Below are 17268 nucleotides of genomic sequence, written 5' to 3'. Positions count from 1 at the left end.
TGGGACCATCGTGCATTAAATCTTCTGTTTGACCAATCCGGGGTTTACACTCATACTCGGTATCAGCCATCAGACCATTGAAGGCGGCCCGGGCAATAAAATCATGCTCGGCAACGGCTTTTACGACTTGAGTATCACCCTGCTTTGATGCCGTCTTTGCGTTAACATAAGGGCTGAGTGAAAACACCACGACTCCCGGCATGCCCGGGACATCGCGATCGACCAGCTTGTCTGTTCTGGTCAGACGCGCCTGCACCAGTGCGGTATCCGAAGTCACCTCGCCGGTCATGATGCCCATCCCCGCCTGTGGGAGTGCCATTTCGCCCTGACCGCGGATTAGTGCTGTTTCCCCCTGTTCCACGGCAGATGCTGCCACTTCCGGCTTGGGTCTTTCGCAACCGAACAGAAATAATAAACAGCAGAGACAGTATATTTTCATGTGAGCACTCCCTTGAATTCCGGACATCAATCTGTTTCCCCATCTCATTCTATTGATTCTCTCATCCATCCCCAACAGAAATCCACTGTGAATTACGGTATTCGAGAGATGCCGGGTTTTTCAGAATTCTTCAGCAAATCAACTTGCTGTTCTGATTGTCAACATACCAGTATGGAACAAAAGTAACTGGCCTTCCCATTATTTCTGCAGACATTCCTTTTGTTAAAGAAGACGCATCATGAAATCCATCAAGCTGCTGTTCCTGTTCTCCGCCTGCCTGCTCGCGGTCACATCAGCTGTGTTCGCTGAAGAACAGGCTTCCGAGGCCTGGAAAAAGCTGGTTCGTTCTCCCCGGTTCAACAAGCGTCCCACTTTTCAGTTTGTCGAGAACGATCCCAGGCTGCCCAACGTCTTTCTATATGGCGATTCGATCTCCATCGCTTATACCGACGCCACCCGCGATGCCCTCAAAGGCAAAGCCAATGTATACCGCCTGTACTGCAATGGCGGTGATTCGTCTTCAGTCATCACCAAAATGAAAACCATGCACGATACGATGCGGAATCCCAGACTCGCCGGACACTGGGACTTCGACTGGGATGTGATCCATTTCAATGTCGGCCTGCATGACCTGAAATACATGAACGGCAAAAAACTGGACCGCGTGAATGGCAAGCAGGTCACCTCCACCGCCGACTACGAAAAAAATCTACGCGCGATTATCGCCTACCTGAAAGAGCTGGCGCCTCAAGCAAAACTGATTTTCGTCACCACAACCCCGGTCCCGGAAGGCGAAGCAGGCCGCATCGCCGGTGACGCGGCGAAATACAACAAGGTCGCATTGAAAGTCCTCAAGGATTATCCCGAGATCGGCGTCAACGATCTGTATGGCTTCACCAAACCGCATCACGAACAATGGTGGACCAAACCAGGCAACGTGCATTTCAACACGGAAGGCGCGACAGCCCAGGGAAAGGAATCCGCCCGCGTCATCGAACAGGCACTGAAGAAACGGGACTGACCGGATTCATCTCGCTAAAGGATTCGGTGTTAACTCTTCACAAAGCGGACGCAATAGATGGGAGGCAGGCTGGTGGAAACCGTCTGCCAGCTGTCGCCTCCATCTTCGGTAATCCAGAAGTTGCCAGTGGTCGAACCGACGGCCAGGCAGTCGCCGGTTTCATCAATGTCCAGCGCATGACGATAGACAATGTCGTAGCTGTGTTCTCCCGGTAACCCGTTCGAAAGCACTTCTGAAGTCACGCCGCCATCCGTCGTACGGGCAATCACGAACCGTCCCTCGACGGGGATGCGGCACTCGTCTTTCACGCCGGGTACGAACCAGGCTGTTTCGGGTCGCTGCGGATGGACGGCGACGGCAAAACCGAACACCGAAGGCTGAATCCCGGTCACTTCCTGCCATGATTGCGCTCCATCAGTCGTTTTAAATACGCCGTTATGATGCTGAATCCAGAAGTGATCCGGCTGAGTGGGTGACTGCACCATGCGATGCGCATCCTGGATATTCGGATCATGCGCCAGATCCGGTGGCATATATTCTGCCCGCAACCCGTCCGCCTTGCAGGTCCAGCTGGTGCCATCATCTTCGGTGACCCACACTCCACCACAGGAAATCGCCACCGCGATATTCCGACTGTTCTGTGGATGCACACAGATCGAATGGATGCCCGGATCATCCTTGCCGCCGCCAAACCATTTCAAACGTTCGGGCAGATCCCACAACGAATCCACCAGCTGCCAGCTGGAACCGCGATCATCCGAACGAAACAGGCCGCCGGGAATCGTCCCGCACCAGAGACGATTTGGCTGATCGATGCCCCCCGGTTCCAGCGACCAGATTTCACTCAGACTGGCCGGTTTGGGTTCTGCATTTTCCGTAAATGGATCGGGAGCTTTTTTGGCCCCTTCCGGATAAACGGGCACGGCACACTCTTCCCAGTTTTGCCCCGCATCGGAACTGCGGTGCAGCTTGACGCCGAAGTGACCATGATTCAACGCGGCATAGGTCGTGTTATCCCGCGAGTCATGCAGGACCATCGAAACATTTTCACCGGGAAAATCATGACGTCGAATTTTCCAGCTGTCTGAATTTCGTTCGAGCTGAAACAGACCTTTACGGGTAGCAATCTGAACCTGAGAACTCATAGCGAACACCTTCGAAAATGTTGACTATAGAAATGAACGAACGAATCAAGCGTTAACCGCCGGAAAGTGCCTGCATCACATAGATCTCACTCTCGGGTGAGATGGAATCACTTAAATGGACCCGGTCGACAATCGTCTGGCCGTCCACGAAAATCACCATGTGCTGACGCAGGCGGCTCTGATCATCGAGAATATAACCGCGTAGCTTCTCCTGCGTTTCAAACACCGCTTCCAGTGCTTCCCGCACGGTTGTGCCGGAGACAGACTCTTCCGGACAACTGAGATGACGTTCCAGGTTGGCAGTAAATACGACTCGGACCATAATCGTAACATCCTACACTGTACAAATGAGTGAGGCAATCATTAAGAGGAAGCTGTTCAGTCAGCGCCTCCTGGATTTTCAATTTACTGCCTGAAAATACCCGGTGGTATCGACATTCGGCAAGAGTCCGCGGTAAAATGGCATGTTCTCCATAGTTTTTCCCCTGAAGTTCAACCAAAATCCTCATTCTCATAAAAGTTGACTCACATGAACAACTTCCTGCCCGAGACCATGTATAGAAAATCTGCTTTTGTCATCGTGACGGTCTGCCTGCTCTGCCTGCCGCTGGCAACAGCCCACAGTGCCGACAAATCTGCGGACGCTGAGAAAACAGAATCAAAATCCGCCGAAGAAACCCTGGCCGGCCACTCTTATCATGGTGAAGTCTTCAATGAAGGCCCACGACGATCGGCCTACCTGATGGAGGGCACCGGTGATGTGCACTTTGATGTGACGGTGAAGAATCCCGCCGCACAGAAGTTTCTTGATCAGGCGCTCGGACAGCTGCACGGTTTCTGGTACCTGGAAGCCGAACGTTCCTTTCGGCACGCTGCGAATCTGGACCCCGACTGTGCCATGGCGTTCTGGGGTGCTGCGATGTGCAATCTGAAAAATGAGAAACGCGCCAAAGGCTTCATCGAAGAAGCCAGCAAACGCCTCGACAAAGCCAGCCCGCGCGAGAAGCAGTACATCAAAGCGCTCGCAGCCTACATCAAAGCCGACAAGAAGAAATCGAAAGAGCGCGATGAAGCCTACACCAAAGCGCTGGAAGACCTGATTCTCGAATACCCCGATGACCTGGAAGCTAAAGCCTTTCTGGCCGTGCACCTGTATAATACACGCTCTGCGAGCACCAGCTATATCGCTGCCGAAGCGCTGCTGCAGGATATCTTTGCGCAGAACCCGATGCACCCGGCCCATCATTACCGCATCCACTTGTGGGATCATCGCAAACCGGAACAGGCGCTGACATCGGCTGCGAAGTGCGGGCAGTCCTCGCCCGGCATCGCCCACATGTGGCATATGCCCGGTCATATCTATTCGCGATTGAACCGCTATGAGGATGCCGTCTGGCAGCAGGAAGCCTCCGCCCGTGTCGATCACGCGCACATGATGCGCGACGCAGTCATGCCCGACCAGATTCACAACTACGCCCACAACAACGAATGGCTGATCCGCAACCTGATCTTCATCGGCCGCGTCCACGATGCGCTCGCGCTCGCCAAAAACATGATCGAACTGCCTCAACATCCCAAATACAATACACTCAAAAAACGGGGCAGCGCCAAATACGGCCGAATGCGCCTGCTGCAGGTGCTGCGAACCTACGAACTGTGGGACGAACTGATCGCCTTGAGCGAGACTCCCTATCTGGCACCCACCGACGAAGAGGAAGAACAGATCAACCGCCTGCGCTATCTGGGACTGGCGTATTACCAGACCAAAAACATCAAACAGGGAGATGCCCAGCTGGCGCAGCTGAAACAGCGTCTGGAGAAGGTTACTGCCGAACGCCAGCTATCTGTTGAGAAAGCAGCAGCAAAAGCGAAAACCAGCCTGGCAGCAGAACCACTGGTCGCACTCAGACCGGACGAAAGTCGTGCCTCCGTGATCGAAGACGCGAAAAATTCAGCGGCAAAACCGTATCTCTCACGCGTCCGCAAACTGGAACAGAACATCAAAGCCCTGGAAGCCCATCAGGCGATTGCGAACGGCGATCTCAAACAGGGTTATGAACTGTTAAAGAAAGCAGGCGGCGCGGACGAAGTCTATCTGCTCGCCGTCCAATGGAAATCCGGCGACCGGGAAAAAGCAGAGAAGGCGTTACGCAAGCTGACTGGCTCACATAAAAACGAAGTGTACCCCCAGGCGACACTCGTGGAACTGCTCTGGGAATCCGGTGACAAAGCGGCCGCGAAAAAGGAATTCGAGAAACTGCAGAAGATCTCAGCCTCCATCGACCTGGACATGCCACTCTTCACGCGACTGGCGCCGATCGCTGCCGAACTGAAATTGAAACCGGACTGGCGGATAGAAAAAACAGCCGCCACCGATGTGGGCGAGCGTCCCGACCTGAATACACTAGGCCCCTTCCGCTGGAAACCATCTCCAGCCCCCACCTGGGAGTTGAAAGACGCGACCGGCAAAGTACGCCGCTCCGATGAATTTCGCGGCAAACCTCATGTGCTGATCTTCTACCTGGGCTTCAGCTGTCTGCATTGTGCCGAACAGCTGCAGGCGTTCGCTCCCATGGTGCAGGAATTCGAGCAGGCCGGCTTCCCGTTGATGGCCATCAGCACGGACAATCAGGAAGGTTTGAAAACCTCGATCAAAAACTACGACAAAGGTGACCTGCCCATCCCGCTGTTTTCCAACGACAAGCTGGACGTATTCAAGTCCTTCCACGTCTACGACGACTTCGAAAAGCAGCCTCTGCATGGCACCTTCATCATCGACGGCAAAGGCAACGTCGTCTGGCAGGACATCAGCTACGAACCGTTCATGGATCCGAAATTCGTCCTGCAGGAAGCACAACGGCTGCTGCCGAAAAAAGCGGAACGGCCAGGGTTTATTCTAGATGTTTTTTGAATAATGGATGACACGAAAGATTTATTCAACCAGTGAATAAACGGCGAAGATGCGACAAGGTCCTGGCTCGCATCCTTTGAATGCACCTTGTGACAAAAGCAATTTCGCTTCATCAAATATTTCGATCAGACAATGGCGATTTACTGGAATCGTTTCTGCCATATGATTACATGATAGGTAAGAGCATTCCGGCGCATTTTCCTGGGAGAAAGAAACGATATCGTATCCTTCAAGTACCTTCTTTGCAGGAACCTGCACGTTGGTGACAAACGACTTTTCCGGTTTAAAATATTCCCAATCCAGATTGTCTTCGTGACACTGGTATTTATAGACTTCATAGTAGAATATCTTCGTACCATCCAAGCTGAGACCATGCTCCTTTGCCAACGAGAAGATCTCTTCTGGCGAATTAAACATCCAGAACCCATTATGTTTCCAGAATTCGATGTAATCTGCGAATTTGTCGGAGATGCAGTTGCTGACGGAGTAGATATCTTCTACCTGATCATTCTTTAGAAAGTCAGGTTTGCTCTCGACCCGCTTGGCCATGTACCCGACGGGGATCATATCAGCCATCACTCACCTTCCAGAATATGTGTCGGAATGCCGTCCAGGCTCTGCTGGTTTTTGTCGTGCCAGTACTGGTGGATGCCGGCCTCTCCCTGTTTGCGGGCCCAGTTGCTGAGCTGTTCGCGTTCCTCGACGTAATCAAAAAAGGGAACCGCCATCCCGCAGGAGGTCTGTACCAGATCGACGTGCAGGTCGAACACCTGCCGGGCACCGGGGATCGCTGGAAAGTGCGCGAACAGTTCGTCCCAGTCGGCGTCATAAGGATGAATGACGCGAGCCTGGCCGTAGAGTCGCAGGATCAGAGGTTTACCTGTCAACGCGCAGAACATGACCGTCATGCGTCCGTCTTGCTGAATATGGGCCGACGTTTCGTTGCCGCTGCCCGTCACGTTCAACCAGATCACACGATTCGGCCCCAGCACACGAAACGCGTCCATTCCCTTCGGCGATACATTGATGCGGCTGTCAGCAGTCGCAGTACCAACGAAAAACAGCTTTTGTGCGGCAATAAATTCGATATGCTGTTCTTCAAGTTCGGGTATTTGTTTTCCCATGGTCTGGATGCTCTTGCTCTATAAAGCTTAATCAGGAAGTCGGCAGGCAGCTGAAACAGTCGCGGCAATCATAGCAGAGGGACAAGTTCCGGGCAAAATCGGTTCGAGAAATTTCACTTTGTGTAAACAGATCAGCGGCTACTGATACTGACGCCGATAAACGGTCGGGCTGACGCCGGTCTGCGACTTAAAGACCTTCGAGAAATGACTGTGATCGTAAAAGCCGGTCTGATTGGCGATCTGCGAAATTGTGGCGGTCGTTGAAGTCAACAGTCGACAGGCGGCCTGAATGCGGACATGGCTGATGTAACTGGCCGGGCTCGTATCAAACAGCTTGCGAAACCGTCGCTGAAACTGACTGGTGGAAATCCCCATCAAAGCCGCCAGTTCTGTTACGGTGATTTCGCGCTGAAAATGGTAGTTTATGAAATCGAAGACGCGCTGCATTTCCAGATAAGGGGCAATCGCCAGGCCTGCGCGGCGGAAGTCGCGCATCATCCCCACGATACCCGCCACATTGCCGCGCACATCAAACAGCGGTTCCTTAATCACCTGAAACCAGGTCGTCGTTCCCTCGCCGCCCGTCACCGGATGCACCAGATCGACCAGTGGCTCCCTGGTCTCCATCACGCGACGATCTTCCCGGCGATACGCTTCAGCCTGATCGCGGGCATGTAGGTCAAAGTCGGTTTTGCCGATCAGCGTTTCGCCTGATTCCACTTTGAGCCAGCTTAATAACGCTGCATTATGGTTAATGAAACGACCCTGTTCGTCTTTCACCACCAGGTACACATCGGGCAGATGTTCGAACAGGCGGCAGGTCTGCGCGATACCGGGGACTTTTTTGAAAAACTGCTGTTGTAACGAAACATTCATAATAAATTATCTGGACCGGAAATGCGCCAAATATACACAAATTCGCCTCGAATTTCCAAGACGCTCCCTGCTGCATCGATTACAATTTACGAAACCAGGCAGACACTGGTTTCACCAACCCGCTATAATCATTAATTCATATACCAGCCGACTCTTTTCCCACCAGGCTAAGCAGGAGAAACAGATGACGAAGAAAAGTGCTCTCAATCGTCGTGACTTCATGAAGACGGCAGCCGCCGCCAGTACCGTATTCTCGGCACCCACGATTATCCCGGCAACCGCACTCGGCCTGAACGGGACCGTGGCTCCCAGCGAACGAATCATTCTGGGAGGAATCGGCATTCGCAGACGCGGCGGTTATGTATTGAGTCACATGCTCGAGCAGCCCGATGTCCGTTTCGTCGCCATCGCCGATGTTCGCGCGGATCAACGCAAGACCGTCAAAGAGATGGCCGACAAACAGAACGGCGACCAGAAATGCGATACCTATCGCGACTTCCGCGAACTGCTGGCCCGCGATGATATCGATGCCGTCCTGATCGCCACAGGCGATCGCTGGCATGCAACCGCCTCCATGATGGCAGCCGAAGCCGGCAAAGATGTCTACTCGGAAAAACCGTGTGCGATCTCCATCGAGCTGGCAAGACGACTGCAGGAGACGATCCAACGAACCGGTCGCGTCTTCCAGGCGGGCACACAACGCCGCAACGTTTCCAACTTTGGCCACGCCGCCAAACTGGCACAGACCGGGCAGCTGGGAAAAATTCATACCGTGCACGCATCGATCTACCAGTTGATCGATCGCCACGACTGGCTGCCTGCGGAACCCGAGCCCGATCCGGAAGTCGTGGACTGGAACATGTGGCTCGGCCCTGCACCGTGGCGTCCTTATAACCATGCGTATGTCGATGGCGCCTGGCGCGGGCATTACGACTTCGACTCCGGTGCGAAGCTGCTTGACTGGGGAGCGCATACACTGGATATCTGCCAGTGGGCACTCGAAGCCGACGATACGATGCCCGTCACCTACGAACCCAAAGACGTTCCCGACGACAACGTGATTGAATGCGTCTACGAGAATGGCGTCAAGCTTGTCATGCGTCGCAATGGCTGGCTGGGTCTGGGCACCTGTCCTGTCCGTTTTGAAGGGGAAGCCGGCTGGGTCGAAACGGGTGACTCCGGGCAGACCGCGGTCTCTTCGAATGAATTGCGGGCCAGCCTGCCTTCGCCCAGTTCGATTCCGGGAACCTCGCCCAAGTTCCACGTACGCGACTTCTTCAACTGTGTAAAGACCCGTTCCAAACCCGCGGCCAATGAAGATGTGATGGCCCGCTCACACATCGCCTGTCATGCGGCTGCGATTGCCTGGAAACTGGGTCGCAAACTGCAGTTCGATCCGGTGACCGAACAGTTTGTGAACGACGACGAAGCCAACCGTATGCGCAGCCGTGCGATGCGCGAGCCGTGGACCGTCTGATTCGCAGCCTGCGTCAACAACGAATTTGATTCTTTCTGATACCGTCTTCTTCCCCTGAGGAATTTGTGCTCATGTCAATCTGTCGATTACCTGTTTTTTTTCTGTGCGCCGCCAGCCTGCTGCTGACGCCAGTTACAGTCTCTGCTGCTGATAAAAATACTCCCGAAGCCGCCCGCCTGGTCAAGGTACTCAACTCCAATGCTGACACCTACGACAAAGCCATGGCCTGTCGTCGGCTAGCAGCCATTGGGGACGCCTCAGCGGCAACTGCGATCGCGAAATACCTGGGAGATGAAAAACTGGCGACTTATGCCCGTTCGGCTCTGGAGAACATTCCCGATCAGGCGGCAGACAAAGCGCTGCGAGATGCCTTGAAAACCGTCAAAGGCGATCTGCTGGTTGGCGTGATCAATTCGATCGGCAAACGCAAAGACAAACAGGCGGTCGGCGATCTGACGCCGTTGCTCTCAGATAAAAATACGAAGGTGGCCATCGCCGCCGCCCACGCGCTCGGCGAGATAGGGACCCCCGAAGCAGCCAAGTCTCTGCAGCAGGCTTTAGGGAAAGGGGATGCGAAACTGCAGCAGGAAGTCGGTTTTGCCTGTCTGATGTGTGCGAAGTCACTGGCGAAAGTCAAAGATAATCAGACGGCCCTGGCGCTGGTCAATACCGTACAAAAAGTGGATCTACCTGAAAACATTCTGCTGGCAGCGACCCAACAGGCGATCGTCCTGCAGGGCAAAGCGGGCCTGGGACTCTTAGCCGAACAACTGAAAGCAGACGATCTGCAGCGGTTCCGCGCCGGTCTGCAGGCGGCTCAAAAGCTGGGAAAAATATCCACGTCCACTCTCATCGAAACCTACCCGAGACTGCCTGAAGAACGCAAAGCACTGCTGGTGGCGGCGATGGGAGCCATCCAGGATCCGGCAGGCTTGCCCACGGCCATCAAAGCGACCTCGGGCGATTCCCGGGAACTGAAACTGCAGGCAGTGTTTGCCATCGGAGAACTGGCACCTGCCGCGAATGACAAACAGCAGACACAGGCACTGGACCAGTTGCTGGCGCTGGTCAAACAGAAAGACGCCGACCTCGCGGGAGCAGCAGAATCCGTAATCGTCAAACTCAATTCCAGTCAGCCTTCAGCTGAAATCGAAAAACAGATCGATACCAGTATCCGCAAACTGCTCGAAAGCGAAACCCGCGAACAGCAGCTGGCGGGCATCAAGCTGGCGGGCGGCTGTCGTCTCAGTTCAGCCACGCCTGTCCTGCTGCAGCTGGTGAATCATTCGAACCCTGAAGTGAAGCAGGCCGCCATTTCCGCTTTGGGGGGCACGACTTCTCTCGACGATCTTCCCCGGTTAATTCAACTCGCCCTCACATCCGGCCCCGACTCTCCTGCCAGCCAGGCACTCATCGCCGCCTGTTCGCGACTGCCTCTGGAAGAAACCGCCCAGGCACTGGCCGGTGCCATGGCAGGAGCGACCAATGATCAGAAACTGATCCTGCTGGACCAGCTGGCGGCCATCGGGGGCAAGACGGCTCTGGAGACCGTTGTCGCAGCCGCCCGTTCAAATGACGATGCCCTGCAGAACAAAGCAACCGACCTGCTGGGAAAATGGGGGACGATCGACGTCGCACCACCCCTGCTGGAACTGGCGAAGACACTGGAGAACAACAAATACAAGATCCGCGCGCTGCGAGGTTACATCCGCGTGGCCCGGCAGTTGAACATAACGCCGGAAGAGCGCCTGGAAGTCTGTCGCAATACACTGGCGATTGCTGAACGCAACGATGAGAAGAAACTCGTATTCGAAGTCCTCCGCCGCAACCCGACGCCGCAGTCAGTCAATTACACAGTCTCGCTGCTCAAAGACAAAGCATTGAACGTCCCCGCGAGCGCCACAATTGTCTCCTGGGCGGAACAGGGAACTCCGATTGACGACGAGCTGCTGACCGATGCGTTAGAGCGTGTCATCGCTTCCACATCCAATGAAAATCTCAAACAGCGGGCCACTCAACAGCATGAGCGGATCTCCGCGCAGGCGAAGCAGAGTGAGAAAGAACTCGGCTTTCAATCATTGTTCGATGGAAAAACATTCGATGGCTGGCATGGCAACGAAGAAATTTTTCGCATTGAAAATGGCGAAATCATCGCGGGCAGCCTGACCGAGAAGGTCGAACGCAATGAGTTTCTGCGTTCCAACAAAGAATACGATGATTTTGAACTCAAGCTCGAATTCAAACTGCTGGGTGAGAAAACCAATGCCGGCGTGCAGATTCGGACTGCAGAAATTCCCGACCACCACGAAGTCAGCGGCTACCAGGCGGATCTCGGAACCGGCTACTGGGGCTGCCTGTATGATGAATCCCGTCGTAAAAAGATTCTGGCAGGGCCTCCCGCAGAGCTGCGAGATCTGCCTGTTCGCATGAACGAGTGGAACAACTATCGCATTCGCTGTGAAGGGCCTCGGATCCGCATCTGGATCAATGGTGTACAGACCGTTGACTTTACGGAAGCAGACCCCCTGATTCCGTTGAATGGCATCATCGCGCTGCAGATTCATGGAAACCTGGTGAATGAAGTGCATTACCGCAATGTCCGCCTGCGGGAACTGTGATCGGCGGCCTGGATTGTGGAAAAACAGACGTTCCAATGACATTTTTGATTTCCGCCCCTTGCGGTCACCGTCTGTCTGGCGAAAATAGAAAGAAAGCAGATCCGCAATTCTTTCGACTTCGGCGAGGCATGGATGTCAGATATCCCCCCACAACTGGAAGACCTTTTCAAACAGCTCAATCCGGCGCAGCAGACGGCGGCCTGCCACGATGCGGGTCCGCTGCTGATTATCGCCGGTGCGGGGACCGGTAAAACAACCACCCTTTCGCATCGGGTCGCGTACCTGATAGCGCAAGGCATCGATCCCAGCCGGATTCTGCTGCTCACCTTTTCCCGCCGCGCGGCGAATGAAATGGTCCGGCGCGTCGATGCGCTGCTGCGGGCCATGAGCGCCGGTCGCGAGAATACCGCCTCGGCCCGTTCGCGGAGTATCTGGGGCGGCACATTCCATTCGACGGCGGCACGACTGCTGCGGCGTTACGGACAGGCCATCGGGCTGCCCGATGACTTCACGATCATCGACCGCAGTGATGCCGAAGATTTAATGAGCGCCCTCCGCAGTGAACTCGAACTGGGCAATAACGGCAAGAAGTTTCCCCGCAAAGGGACCCTGCTGGAAATCTACAGTCGCTGTGTGAATACCTGCTCCAAGCTGGAACCGATTCTCGAACGGCACTATCCCTGGTGCCTGGAACACGCCGATGAACTGAAGAAACTCTTTCAGGCATTTGTGGATCGCAAAGAGAAACAGAATATCCTGGATTACGACGATCTGCTTTTATTCTGGCATGCGCTCGCCGCTGATCCTGCAGGAGGCAAACTGCTGCGAGGCCAGTTCGAAGCAGTCCTGGTAGACGAATACCAAGACACGAACATTCTGCAGTCGGGCATTCTGAAAAACCTCTGTCCGGATGGCGAAGGACTGACCGTCGTCGGCGACGATGCCCAGTCGATCTATTCCTTTCGGGCCGCGACCGTGCGGAACATTCTGGACTTCCCCCAGGAATACGAGGGGACCACGGTCGTCACGCTGGAAGAAAATTATCGCAGCACGCAACCCATCCTGCAGGCGACCAATCAGATCATCGACGAAGCCCACGAACGCTATGAGAAAAATCTGTGGTCATCCAAGATCAGCGGCGAAGCGCCCTGCCTGGTCGACTGCAGCGACAACAACGAACAGGCCGACTTCGTCGTGCAGCAGGTACTCGAACACCGGGAAGCCGGGATTCCCCTGAATCAGCAGGCGGTCCTGTTCCGGGCTTCGCATCACAGCCTTTCGCTGGAAGTAGAACTGGCGCGTCGTAATATCGCTTATCACAAATATGGCGGCTTGAAGTTTATTGAAACGGCGCACGTCAAAGACCTGATGGCGTATCTGCGTCTGGCGGAAAATCCCCGCGATGCCGTCTCGGGACTACGGGTGTTAACGTTACTCCCGGGCATTGGTCAGAAAAAGGCACAACAGCTGATCAACCTGCTGGCAGAATCGCAGTTTCGTTTTGATGCCTGGTCGGAATTCAAACCGCCGGCAGCGACGGTGGAGCACTGGCCACTGTTCGTGCGACTGATGAAAAACCTGAGTTCGCCGCAATCGGAAAAGCGGGGTATCTCGGCAGAAGTGCACCAGGTGCGCACATTTTACAGTCCCCTGCTCGACCAGCAGTACGACAACGCCACGTCGCGTCAGCGTGATCTGGAACAGCTGGAGCAGGTGGCCAGCCGCTTCAGCAGCCGCATGAGTTTCCTGGAAGAGATTACCCTCGACCCGCCCAGTTCCACGCAGGATGTCTCAGCCGCCAGTGGTGCGGATGATGATGACTTCCTGGTACTGAGCACGATACACTCATCAAAAGGGCTGGAGTGGGACGCCGTCTACGTGCTGCAAGCCGCGGATGGCAGCATTCCGTCAGAGATGTCCCTGGAGAGCGAAGACGAAATCGACGAAGAACGCCGCCTGTTTTATGTCGCGCTGACGCGGGCGAAAAACTGGCTCTATGTCTGCTTTCCCCATCGACAGTATTTCCAGAACCGCCGCTGGAACCAGGCACACAGTTATGCCCAGTTGACGCGGTTTGTTTCTCCAAAGACGATTCCCCTGTTCCAGCGACGACCGGCGTTCAGCGCCGATGCCCTGGATACGCCCCAGGAAGCGGAAATCGAAACGACGGCGGAAGACATTCGCAAGAACATCCGCAACATGTGGTCTGCCTGACGCTACTCTGGCCTGTCGTTTGGTTCTTCGTTCGATTCTTCGTTTGTCGTAGATTCTTCAGTCGGAGTCGTCTCAGTCGATTCTGCAGCAGCCGGGTTTTCGCTTACCGCTTCGGGTGGAGTGACGTTCGGCTCGATAGCGGTTGGATCGTCCTGCGTTTCTTCCGTGTCAGCTGCTGCTTCAGTCGAATCGGATTGCGCACCGGCCGCCTGTTCCCAGGGTGACTTCTTGCGTGGCGGCGGAGGTCCTGGAAACTGGTAGTAGATGCATTCAATCCGACCGTTATACAGTTTGCGGCGGCGGGCTTTCTGTTCGTAAATGCGCTCGAAGCCCGGATGCGATGTGAGTACGTAAATCGACCACATCTCCAGCGGTGCGAACACACGTTTCATTTCGCGGTAAATGACTTCGGCCTCAGCTTTATCTCCCAGCCGTTCGCCATACGGCGGGTTGGTAATGATACAGCCATATTTGCGGGGCGTGCTGAATTCCGCCAGTGGCTGATCCTGAAAATGAATGAACTCTTCCATGCCGGCCTGCTGTGCATGATAGCGGGCCATGCGGATCATGGCGGGATCAATGTCGTAACCCTGCAGTCGATAGTCGATATCAGTTCGAGCGAGCGAGCGCGCTTCATCGCGGGCCGCCTCCCACATTTCAGGGGGGAGCTGCTGCCAGCCTTCGGCAGCAAATTCGCGGTTGATGCCCGGCGCGGTGTTCGTACCAATCAGGGCAGCTTCGATGGGAATCGTACCCGTTCCACAACAGGGATCGACAAATGGCCGCTCGCGATTCCAGTAGCTGAGCTGAACCAGACCTGCCGCCAGCGTTTCTTTAATCTGCGCACCGGCGGCCAGCTTGCGATAGCCGCGTTTATGCAGACCCGGTCCCGTGGTGTCGATGCAGACGGACGCCTTGTCTTTCAGAATGGACAGGCTGACCGAGTACATCGGGCCGTCTTCAGGAAACCAGTCTTTGATGTAGTGTTCCTTGAGTCGTTCGGCGATTGCTTTCTTCACCAGTTTCTGACAGTTCTTGGGACTGTTGATTTTGGACCGGACAGCAGTAGCCCTGACAGGAAACTGGGCGGAGGGGGGTAACCAGCGTTCCCATTCGATGTCGCGAATTTCGTCGAACAGGTCATCAAAGTCGAGCGCCGTAAATTCTGCCAGGCTGAGCAGCACCCGGTCGGCACTGCGGAGCCAGAGGTTGCAGTGGCAGATCGCGGCGAGATCGCCTTGAAAGGTGATGCGGCCGTTTTCGATTGTCTGTTCTTCGTATCCCAGTTGTTTCAATTCGCGCGAAACCACGGCTTCCAGGCCGAAAGCGGAAGTGGCAACGAGGGTGAGCGGCTCGGACATATTCAACGGGGATCTCTTTCGATTTCAGTAAAACAGGCAATTCTGGTAGAAATAGGGTCAGTCTCAGTTCATACTACTATAAAACGGCTTTCCTCGAAATCTACAGGACAACGGATCATAAAGAAGGTTTTCAACATGCGGAATACTCCCTCCCCTTATAATCGGCTTCCCCGCCGTGATTTTCTGAAACAGACCGCTGCGCAGGTATTAACGGGTACAGCAGTCGCCAGCCTGTTGCAGTCACAACACGGGTTACAGGCAGGCGAGGATTCCAAAGCGAAATCAAAGCCAGCAGCCGGATATCAGCTGGGTGCCTTCACCAAGAGCTTCCAGGACATGCCGATCCCGGCTGTCTGCCAGGCGTTTCAATCAATGGGCCTGGATGGACTCGATCTGACTGTGCGTCCTAAAGGTCACATCCTTCCGGAAAACGTGGAGCAGGAACTTCCCCAGGCCTGCGCTGCCGCTAAAGAGGCGGGCGTGAAAATCCTGTTTCTGACCACGATGATCGAAGAGCCCGACAAGAACGCTGAACGGATTCTGGCAACTGCCCAGGAACAGGGAATCGACCGCGTTAAAATCGGTTACTACCGCTATAAAACATTCGGTACCCTCGCGCAGCAGCTGAAAGAGACGACGAAGAAAATCGGCAAGGTCGCGAAGCTGTGTCAGAAATACGATGTGCTGCCCTGCGTGCACGTGCACTCGAATGCGTTTCTGCCTTCACACGGCACGCAGCTCTATCAGTTGATTCAAGGCTTTTCCCCCGAGGAAGTGGGCGCGTATGTCGACACGCTGCATATGGTCAAAGAGGGCAGCGGCGACGGCTGGCGGCAGGGTCTGGATCTGTTAGGGCCGTGGATCGCTTTATGTGCGGTCAAGAACTTTGCCTGGGAGCGGGGAGACGGACGCGACAAACATGGACAACAGATCTGGGAAGCCAAAACGGTGCCGGTCGCCGATGGTATTTCGCCGATCCCGCAATTCGTCGATGCGTTACGCAAGCTGGGATACAAGGGTACGTTTTCGCTGCATAGCGAATTCAAGGGACGTCACAGCTGGAAGGAACTGTCGACCCAGGAATGCCTGGCCCAGACGGCCGTCGACGCGAAGTATTTCCGTTCGCTGTGGTCGTAATCTGAATCAAGAGATTGGAGCGGTACGGTGCCAGCTGTCGGTATTTACTGCGGGCCTGTAAAGAATACCGGTGGCTGGCGCCATTCCGTTCAGAATGGTGCGCTGATGATACAGACTGGGGGTGGGCTCGAATAAAATTCGGATCGAGCCCTTATTTTCTTTCGGTTGGTTTCGACTTTTTCGTGGTGGATAATTCTGATGGGGAGGTTTTATCTGTTCCCATTGTGCGCGATATCGGGTTGATACTCGCCAGGCGGGCCGACACATGGGACGGCCCCTACGAAGAACAGGGTTGGTTTTGTTGTTCTGATTTGTGTGTCTGCCCTGACAGTTTCCTGTCGCCTCTGGCGACCCCGAATTACATTCGGGGCTACCCATTCTTTCTCGAAAATTAGCCGTACGGCGTTAGCCGCGGTTTTTTGCGAACTGGAAAAAAAACGAGGCTCATCTGGGGTGATCTATGATGAATATCGATGACACCTTTTTAATCCTTCTTTTGAACTTTCAGTGGTTCGGGATTTTCATCTGCGGGGAGGAGGGGACTTCTTTTATAATGCTTTGTGAACCAGGTAAGGGAACCGTGATCACCTTCACCGTTGGGCAAGCCAACGGTGCCACCCGCCGAATGAGTGTGGGGAGCCTGGTTCCGTATTGTGCCTGGCAGCTGCGACCTCTTGCTCGCTGCGCTCGGCCCGAATTGCATTCGGGCTCACCCTGTTTTTCTGAGTGGGGATGGTTGCTCAAAGCACTGTCGGGCAAGCCGAACAGTGGCACACGCCTGTGTGAGAGGACATTGAAATATTGTTATTTTTGTGGGTTTCATTCTTGTGTTCGATCTGTGGTTCAGTGGTCTGTGGCTTCGTTGCATGTTCGATTATTTTGTGGAAAGACATGGGGGCGTCAAGGGGGATGAACAATATCATGTGGCGATACGGGTTGACAGAG

12 protein-coding genes and 1 pseudogene are annotated in these 17268 nt (G+C 54.6%); 6 read left to right on the top strand and 7 right to left on the bottom strand.

Features of this window, described 5'->3' with window-relative positions; genetic code table 11:
* Positions 1-439: pseudogene (locus tag AACZ40_RS21140) on the bottom strand (hypothetical protein); the annotation flags it as partial.
* A gap of 238 nt (positions 440-677) precedes the next feature.
* On the opposite strand from AACZ40_RS21140, the gene AACZ40_RS21135 reads away from it, so the two are divergent.
* Positions 678-1460: an SGNH/GDSL hydrolase family protein gene (locus AACZ40_RS21135; RefSeq protein WP_291168056.1), complete on the top strand. Its 783-nt coding sequence runs from the start codon at positions 678-680 to the stop codon at positions 1458-1460.
* Positions 1461-1489: 29 nt separating this feature from the next.
* Here AACZ40_RS21135 and AACZ40_RS21130 read toward each other — a convergent pair whose 3' ends face one another.
* Both AACZ40_RS21130 and AACZ40_RS21125 read right to left on the bottom strand, forming a co-directional pair.
* Entirely contained in the window at positions 1490-2605 is a 1116-nt protein-coding gene (locus AACZ40_RS21130) for an exo-alpha-sialidase (RefSeq protein WP_291168054.1), read from the bottom strand.
* A 52-nt stretch (positions 2606-2657) separates the two neighbouring features.
* Entirely contained in the window at positions 2658-2927 is a 270-nt protein-coding gene (locus tag AACZ40_RS21125) for a MoaD/ThiS family protein (RefSeq protein WP_291168052.1), read from the bottom strand.
* Positions 2928-3134: 207 nt separating this feature from the next.
* Between AACZ40_RS21125 and AACZ40_RS21120 the strand changes: the two genes are divergently transcribed.
* Positions 3135-5516: a redoxin domain-containing protein gene (locus AACZ40_RS21120; RefSeq protein ID WP_291168050.1), complete on the top strand. Its 2382-nt coding sequence runs from the start codon at positions 3135-3137 to the stop codon at positions 5514-5516.
* 21 nt (positions 5517-5537) lie between these two features.
* Here the strand turns inward: AACZ40_RS21120 and AACZ40_RS21115 are convergent, their stop codons facing one another.
* The 3 genes from AACZ40_RS21115 to AACZ40_RS21105 all read right to left on the bottom strand — a co-directional run bounded on the left by AACZ40_RS21115 (position 5538) and on the right by AACZ40_RS21105 (position 7516).
* Positions 5538-6092, bottom strand: coding sequence for a hypothetical protein (locus tag AACZ40_RS21115; RefSeq protein WP_291168048.1), 555 nt, complete (start codon positions 6090-6092; stop codon positions 5538-5540).
* Complete coding sequence (locus tag AACZ40_RS21110; RefSeq protein ID WP_291168046.1) at positions 6092-6640, bottom strand: pyridoxamine 5'-phosphate oxidase family protein; 549 nt, start codon at positions 6638-6640, stop codon at positions 6092-6094. Before AACZ40_RS21110 ends, AACZ40_RS21115 begins: the two co-directional genes overlap by 1 nt.
* Positions 6641-6778: 138 nt before the next feature.
* Complete coding sequence (locus AACZ40_RS21105; protein WP_291168044.1) at positions 6779-7516, bottom strand: AraC family transcriptional regulator; 738 nt, start codon at positions 7514-7516, stop codon at positions 6779-6781.
* A gap of 184 nt (positions 7517-7700) precedes the next feature.
* Here AACZ40_RS21105 and AACZ40_RS21100 point away from each other — a divergent pair, with 184 nt between their 5' ends.
* From AACZ40_RS21100 to AACZ40_RS21090, 3 genes are all read left to right on the top strand, one after another.
* Positions 7701-8993 carry a Gfo/Idh/MocA family oxidoreductase gene (locus AACZ40_RS21100; protein ID WP_291168043.1) on the top strand — a complete coding sequence of 431 codons (1293 nt, stop codon included), beginning with the start codon at positions 7701-7703 and terminating at the stop codon, positions 8991-8993.
* A gap of 71 nt (positions 8994-9064) precedes the next feature.
* Positions 9065-11611 (top strand): DUF1080 domain-containing protein, encoded by a 2547-nt coding sequence (locus AACZ40_RS21095; protein WP_339675750.1) that lies wholly within the window; start codon positions 9065-9067, stop codon positions 11609-11611.
* A gap of 132 nt (positions 11612-11743) precedes the next feature.
* Positions 11744-13825 (top strand): ATP-dependent helicase, encoded by a 2082-nt coding sequence (locus tag AACZ40_RS21090; RefSeq protein WP_339675748.1) that lies wholly within the window; start codon positions 11744-11746, stop codon positions 13823-13825.
* Positions 13826-13827: 2 nt separating this feature from the next.
* On the opposite strand, the gene AACZ40_RS21085 is transcribed toward AACZ40_RS21090, so the two are convergent.
* Positions 13828-15186: a class I SAM-dependent RNA methyltransferase gene (locus AACZ40_RS21085; RefSeq protein WP_291168040.1), complete on the bottom strand. Its 1359-nt coding sequence runs from the start codon at positions 15184-15186 to the stop codon at positions 13828-13830.
* A 135-nt stretch (positions 15187-15321) separates the two neighbouring features.
* Between AACZ40_RS21085 and AACZ40_RS21080 the strand changes: the two genes are divergently transcribed.
* The gene (locus AACZ40_RS21080; RefSeq protein WP_291168039.1) at positions 15322-16323 is read left to right on the top strand and encodes a TIM barrel protein; all 1002 of its coding nucleotides are present in this window, start codon (positions 15322-15324) and stop codon (positions 16321-16323) included.
* Positions 16324-17268 lie beyond the last annotated feature (945 nt).

The sequence above is a fragment of the uncultured Gimesia sp. genome, assembly GCF_963972345.1.
Lineage (GTDB): Bacteria > Planctomycetota > Planctomycetia > Planctomycetales > Planctomycetaceae > Gimesia.
The sequence above is the reverse complement of the archived record's forward strand: the minus strand, read 5'-3'. Positions and strand labels throughout refer to the sequence as shown.

Excerpts from the sequence above, each read along its gene's own strand:
- AACZ40_RS21090 (WP_339675748.1), top strand. The coding sequence starts at position 11,744 with ATGTCAGATATCCCCCCACAACTGGAAGACCTTTTCAAACAGCTCAAT.
- AACZ40_RS21110 (WP_291168046.1), bottom strand. The coding sequence starts at position 6,640 with ATGGGAAAACAAATACCCGAACTTGAAGAACAGCATATCGAATTTATT.
- AACZ40_RS21100 (WP_291168043.1), top strand. The coding sequence starts at position 7,701 with ATGACGAAGAAAAGTGCTCTCAATCGTCGTGACTTCATGAAGACGGCA.
- AACZ40_RS21085 (WP_291168040.1), bottom strand. The coding sequence starts at position 15,186 with ATGTCCGAGCCGCTCACCCTCGTTGCCACTTCCGCTTTCGGCCTGGAA.
- AACZ40_RS21115 (WP_291168048.1), bottom strand. The coding sequence starts at position 6,092 with ATGGCTGATATGATCCCCGTCGGGTACATGGCCAAGCGGGTCGAGAGC.
- AACZ40_RS21095 (WP_339675750.1), top strand. The coding sequence starts at position 9,065 with ATGTCAATCTGTCGATTACCTGTTTTTTTTCTGTGCGCCGCCAGCCTG.
- AACZ40_RS21120 (WP_291168050.1), top strand. The coding sequence starts at position 3,135 with ATGAACAACTTCCTGCCCGAGACCATGTATAGAAAATCTGCTTTTGTC.
- AACZ40_RS21080 (WP_291168039.1), top strand. The coding sequence starts at position 15,322 with ATGCGGAATACTCCCTCCCCTTATAATCGGCTTCCCCGCCGTGATTTT.
- AACZ40_RS21130 (WP_291168054.1), bottom strand. The coding sequence starts at position 2,605 with ATGAGTTCTCAGGTTCAGATTGCTACCCGTAAAGGTCTGTTTCAGCTC.
- AACZ40_RS21135 (WP_291168056.1), top strand. The coding sequence starts at position 678 with ATGAAATCCATCAAGCTGCTGTTCCTGTTCTCCGCCTGCCTGCTCGCG.
- AACZ40_RS21105 (WP_291168044.1), bottom strand. The coding sequence starts at position 7,516 with ATGAATGTTTCGTTACAACAGCAGTTTTTCAAAAAAGTCCCCGGTATC.
- AACZ40_RS21125 (WP_291168052.1), bottom strand. The coding sequence starts at position 2,927 with ATGGTCCGAGTCGTATTTACTGCCAACCTGGAACGTCATCTCAGTTGT.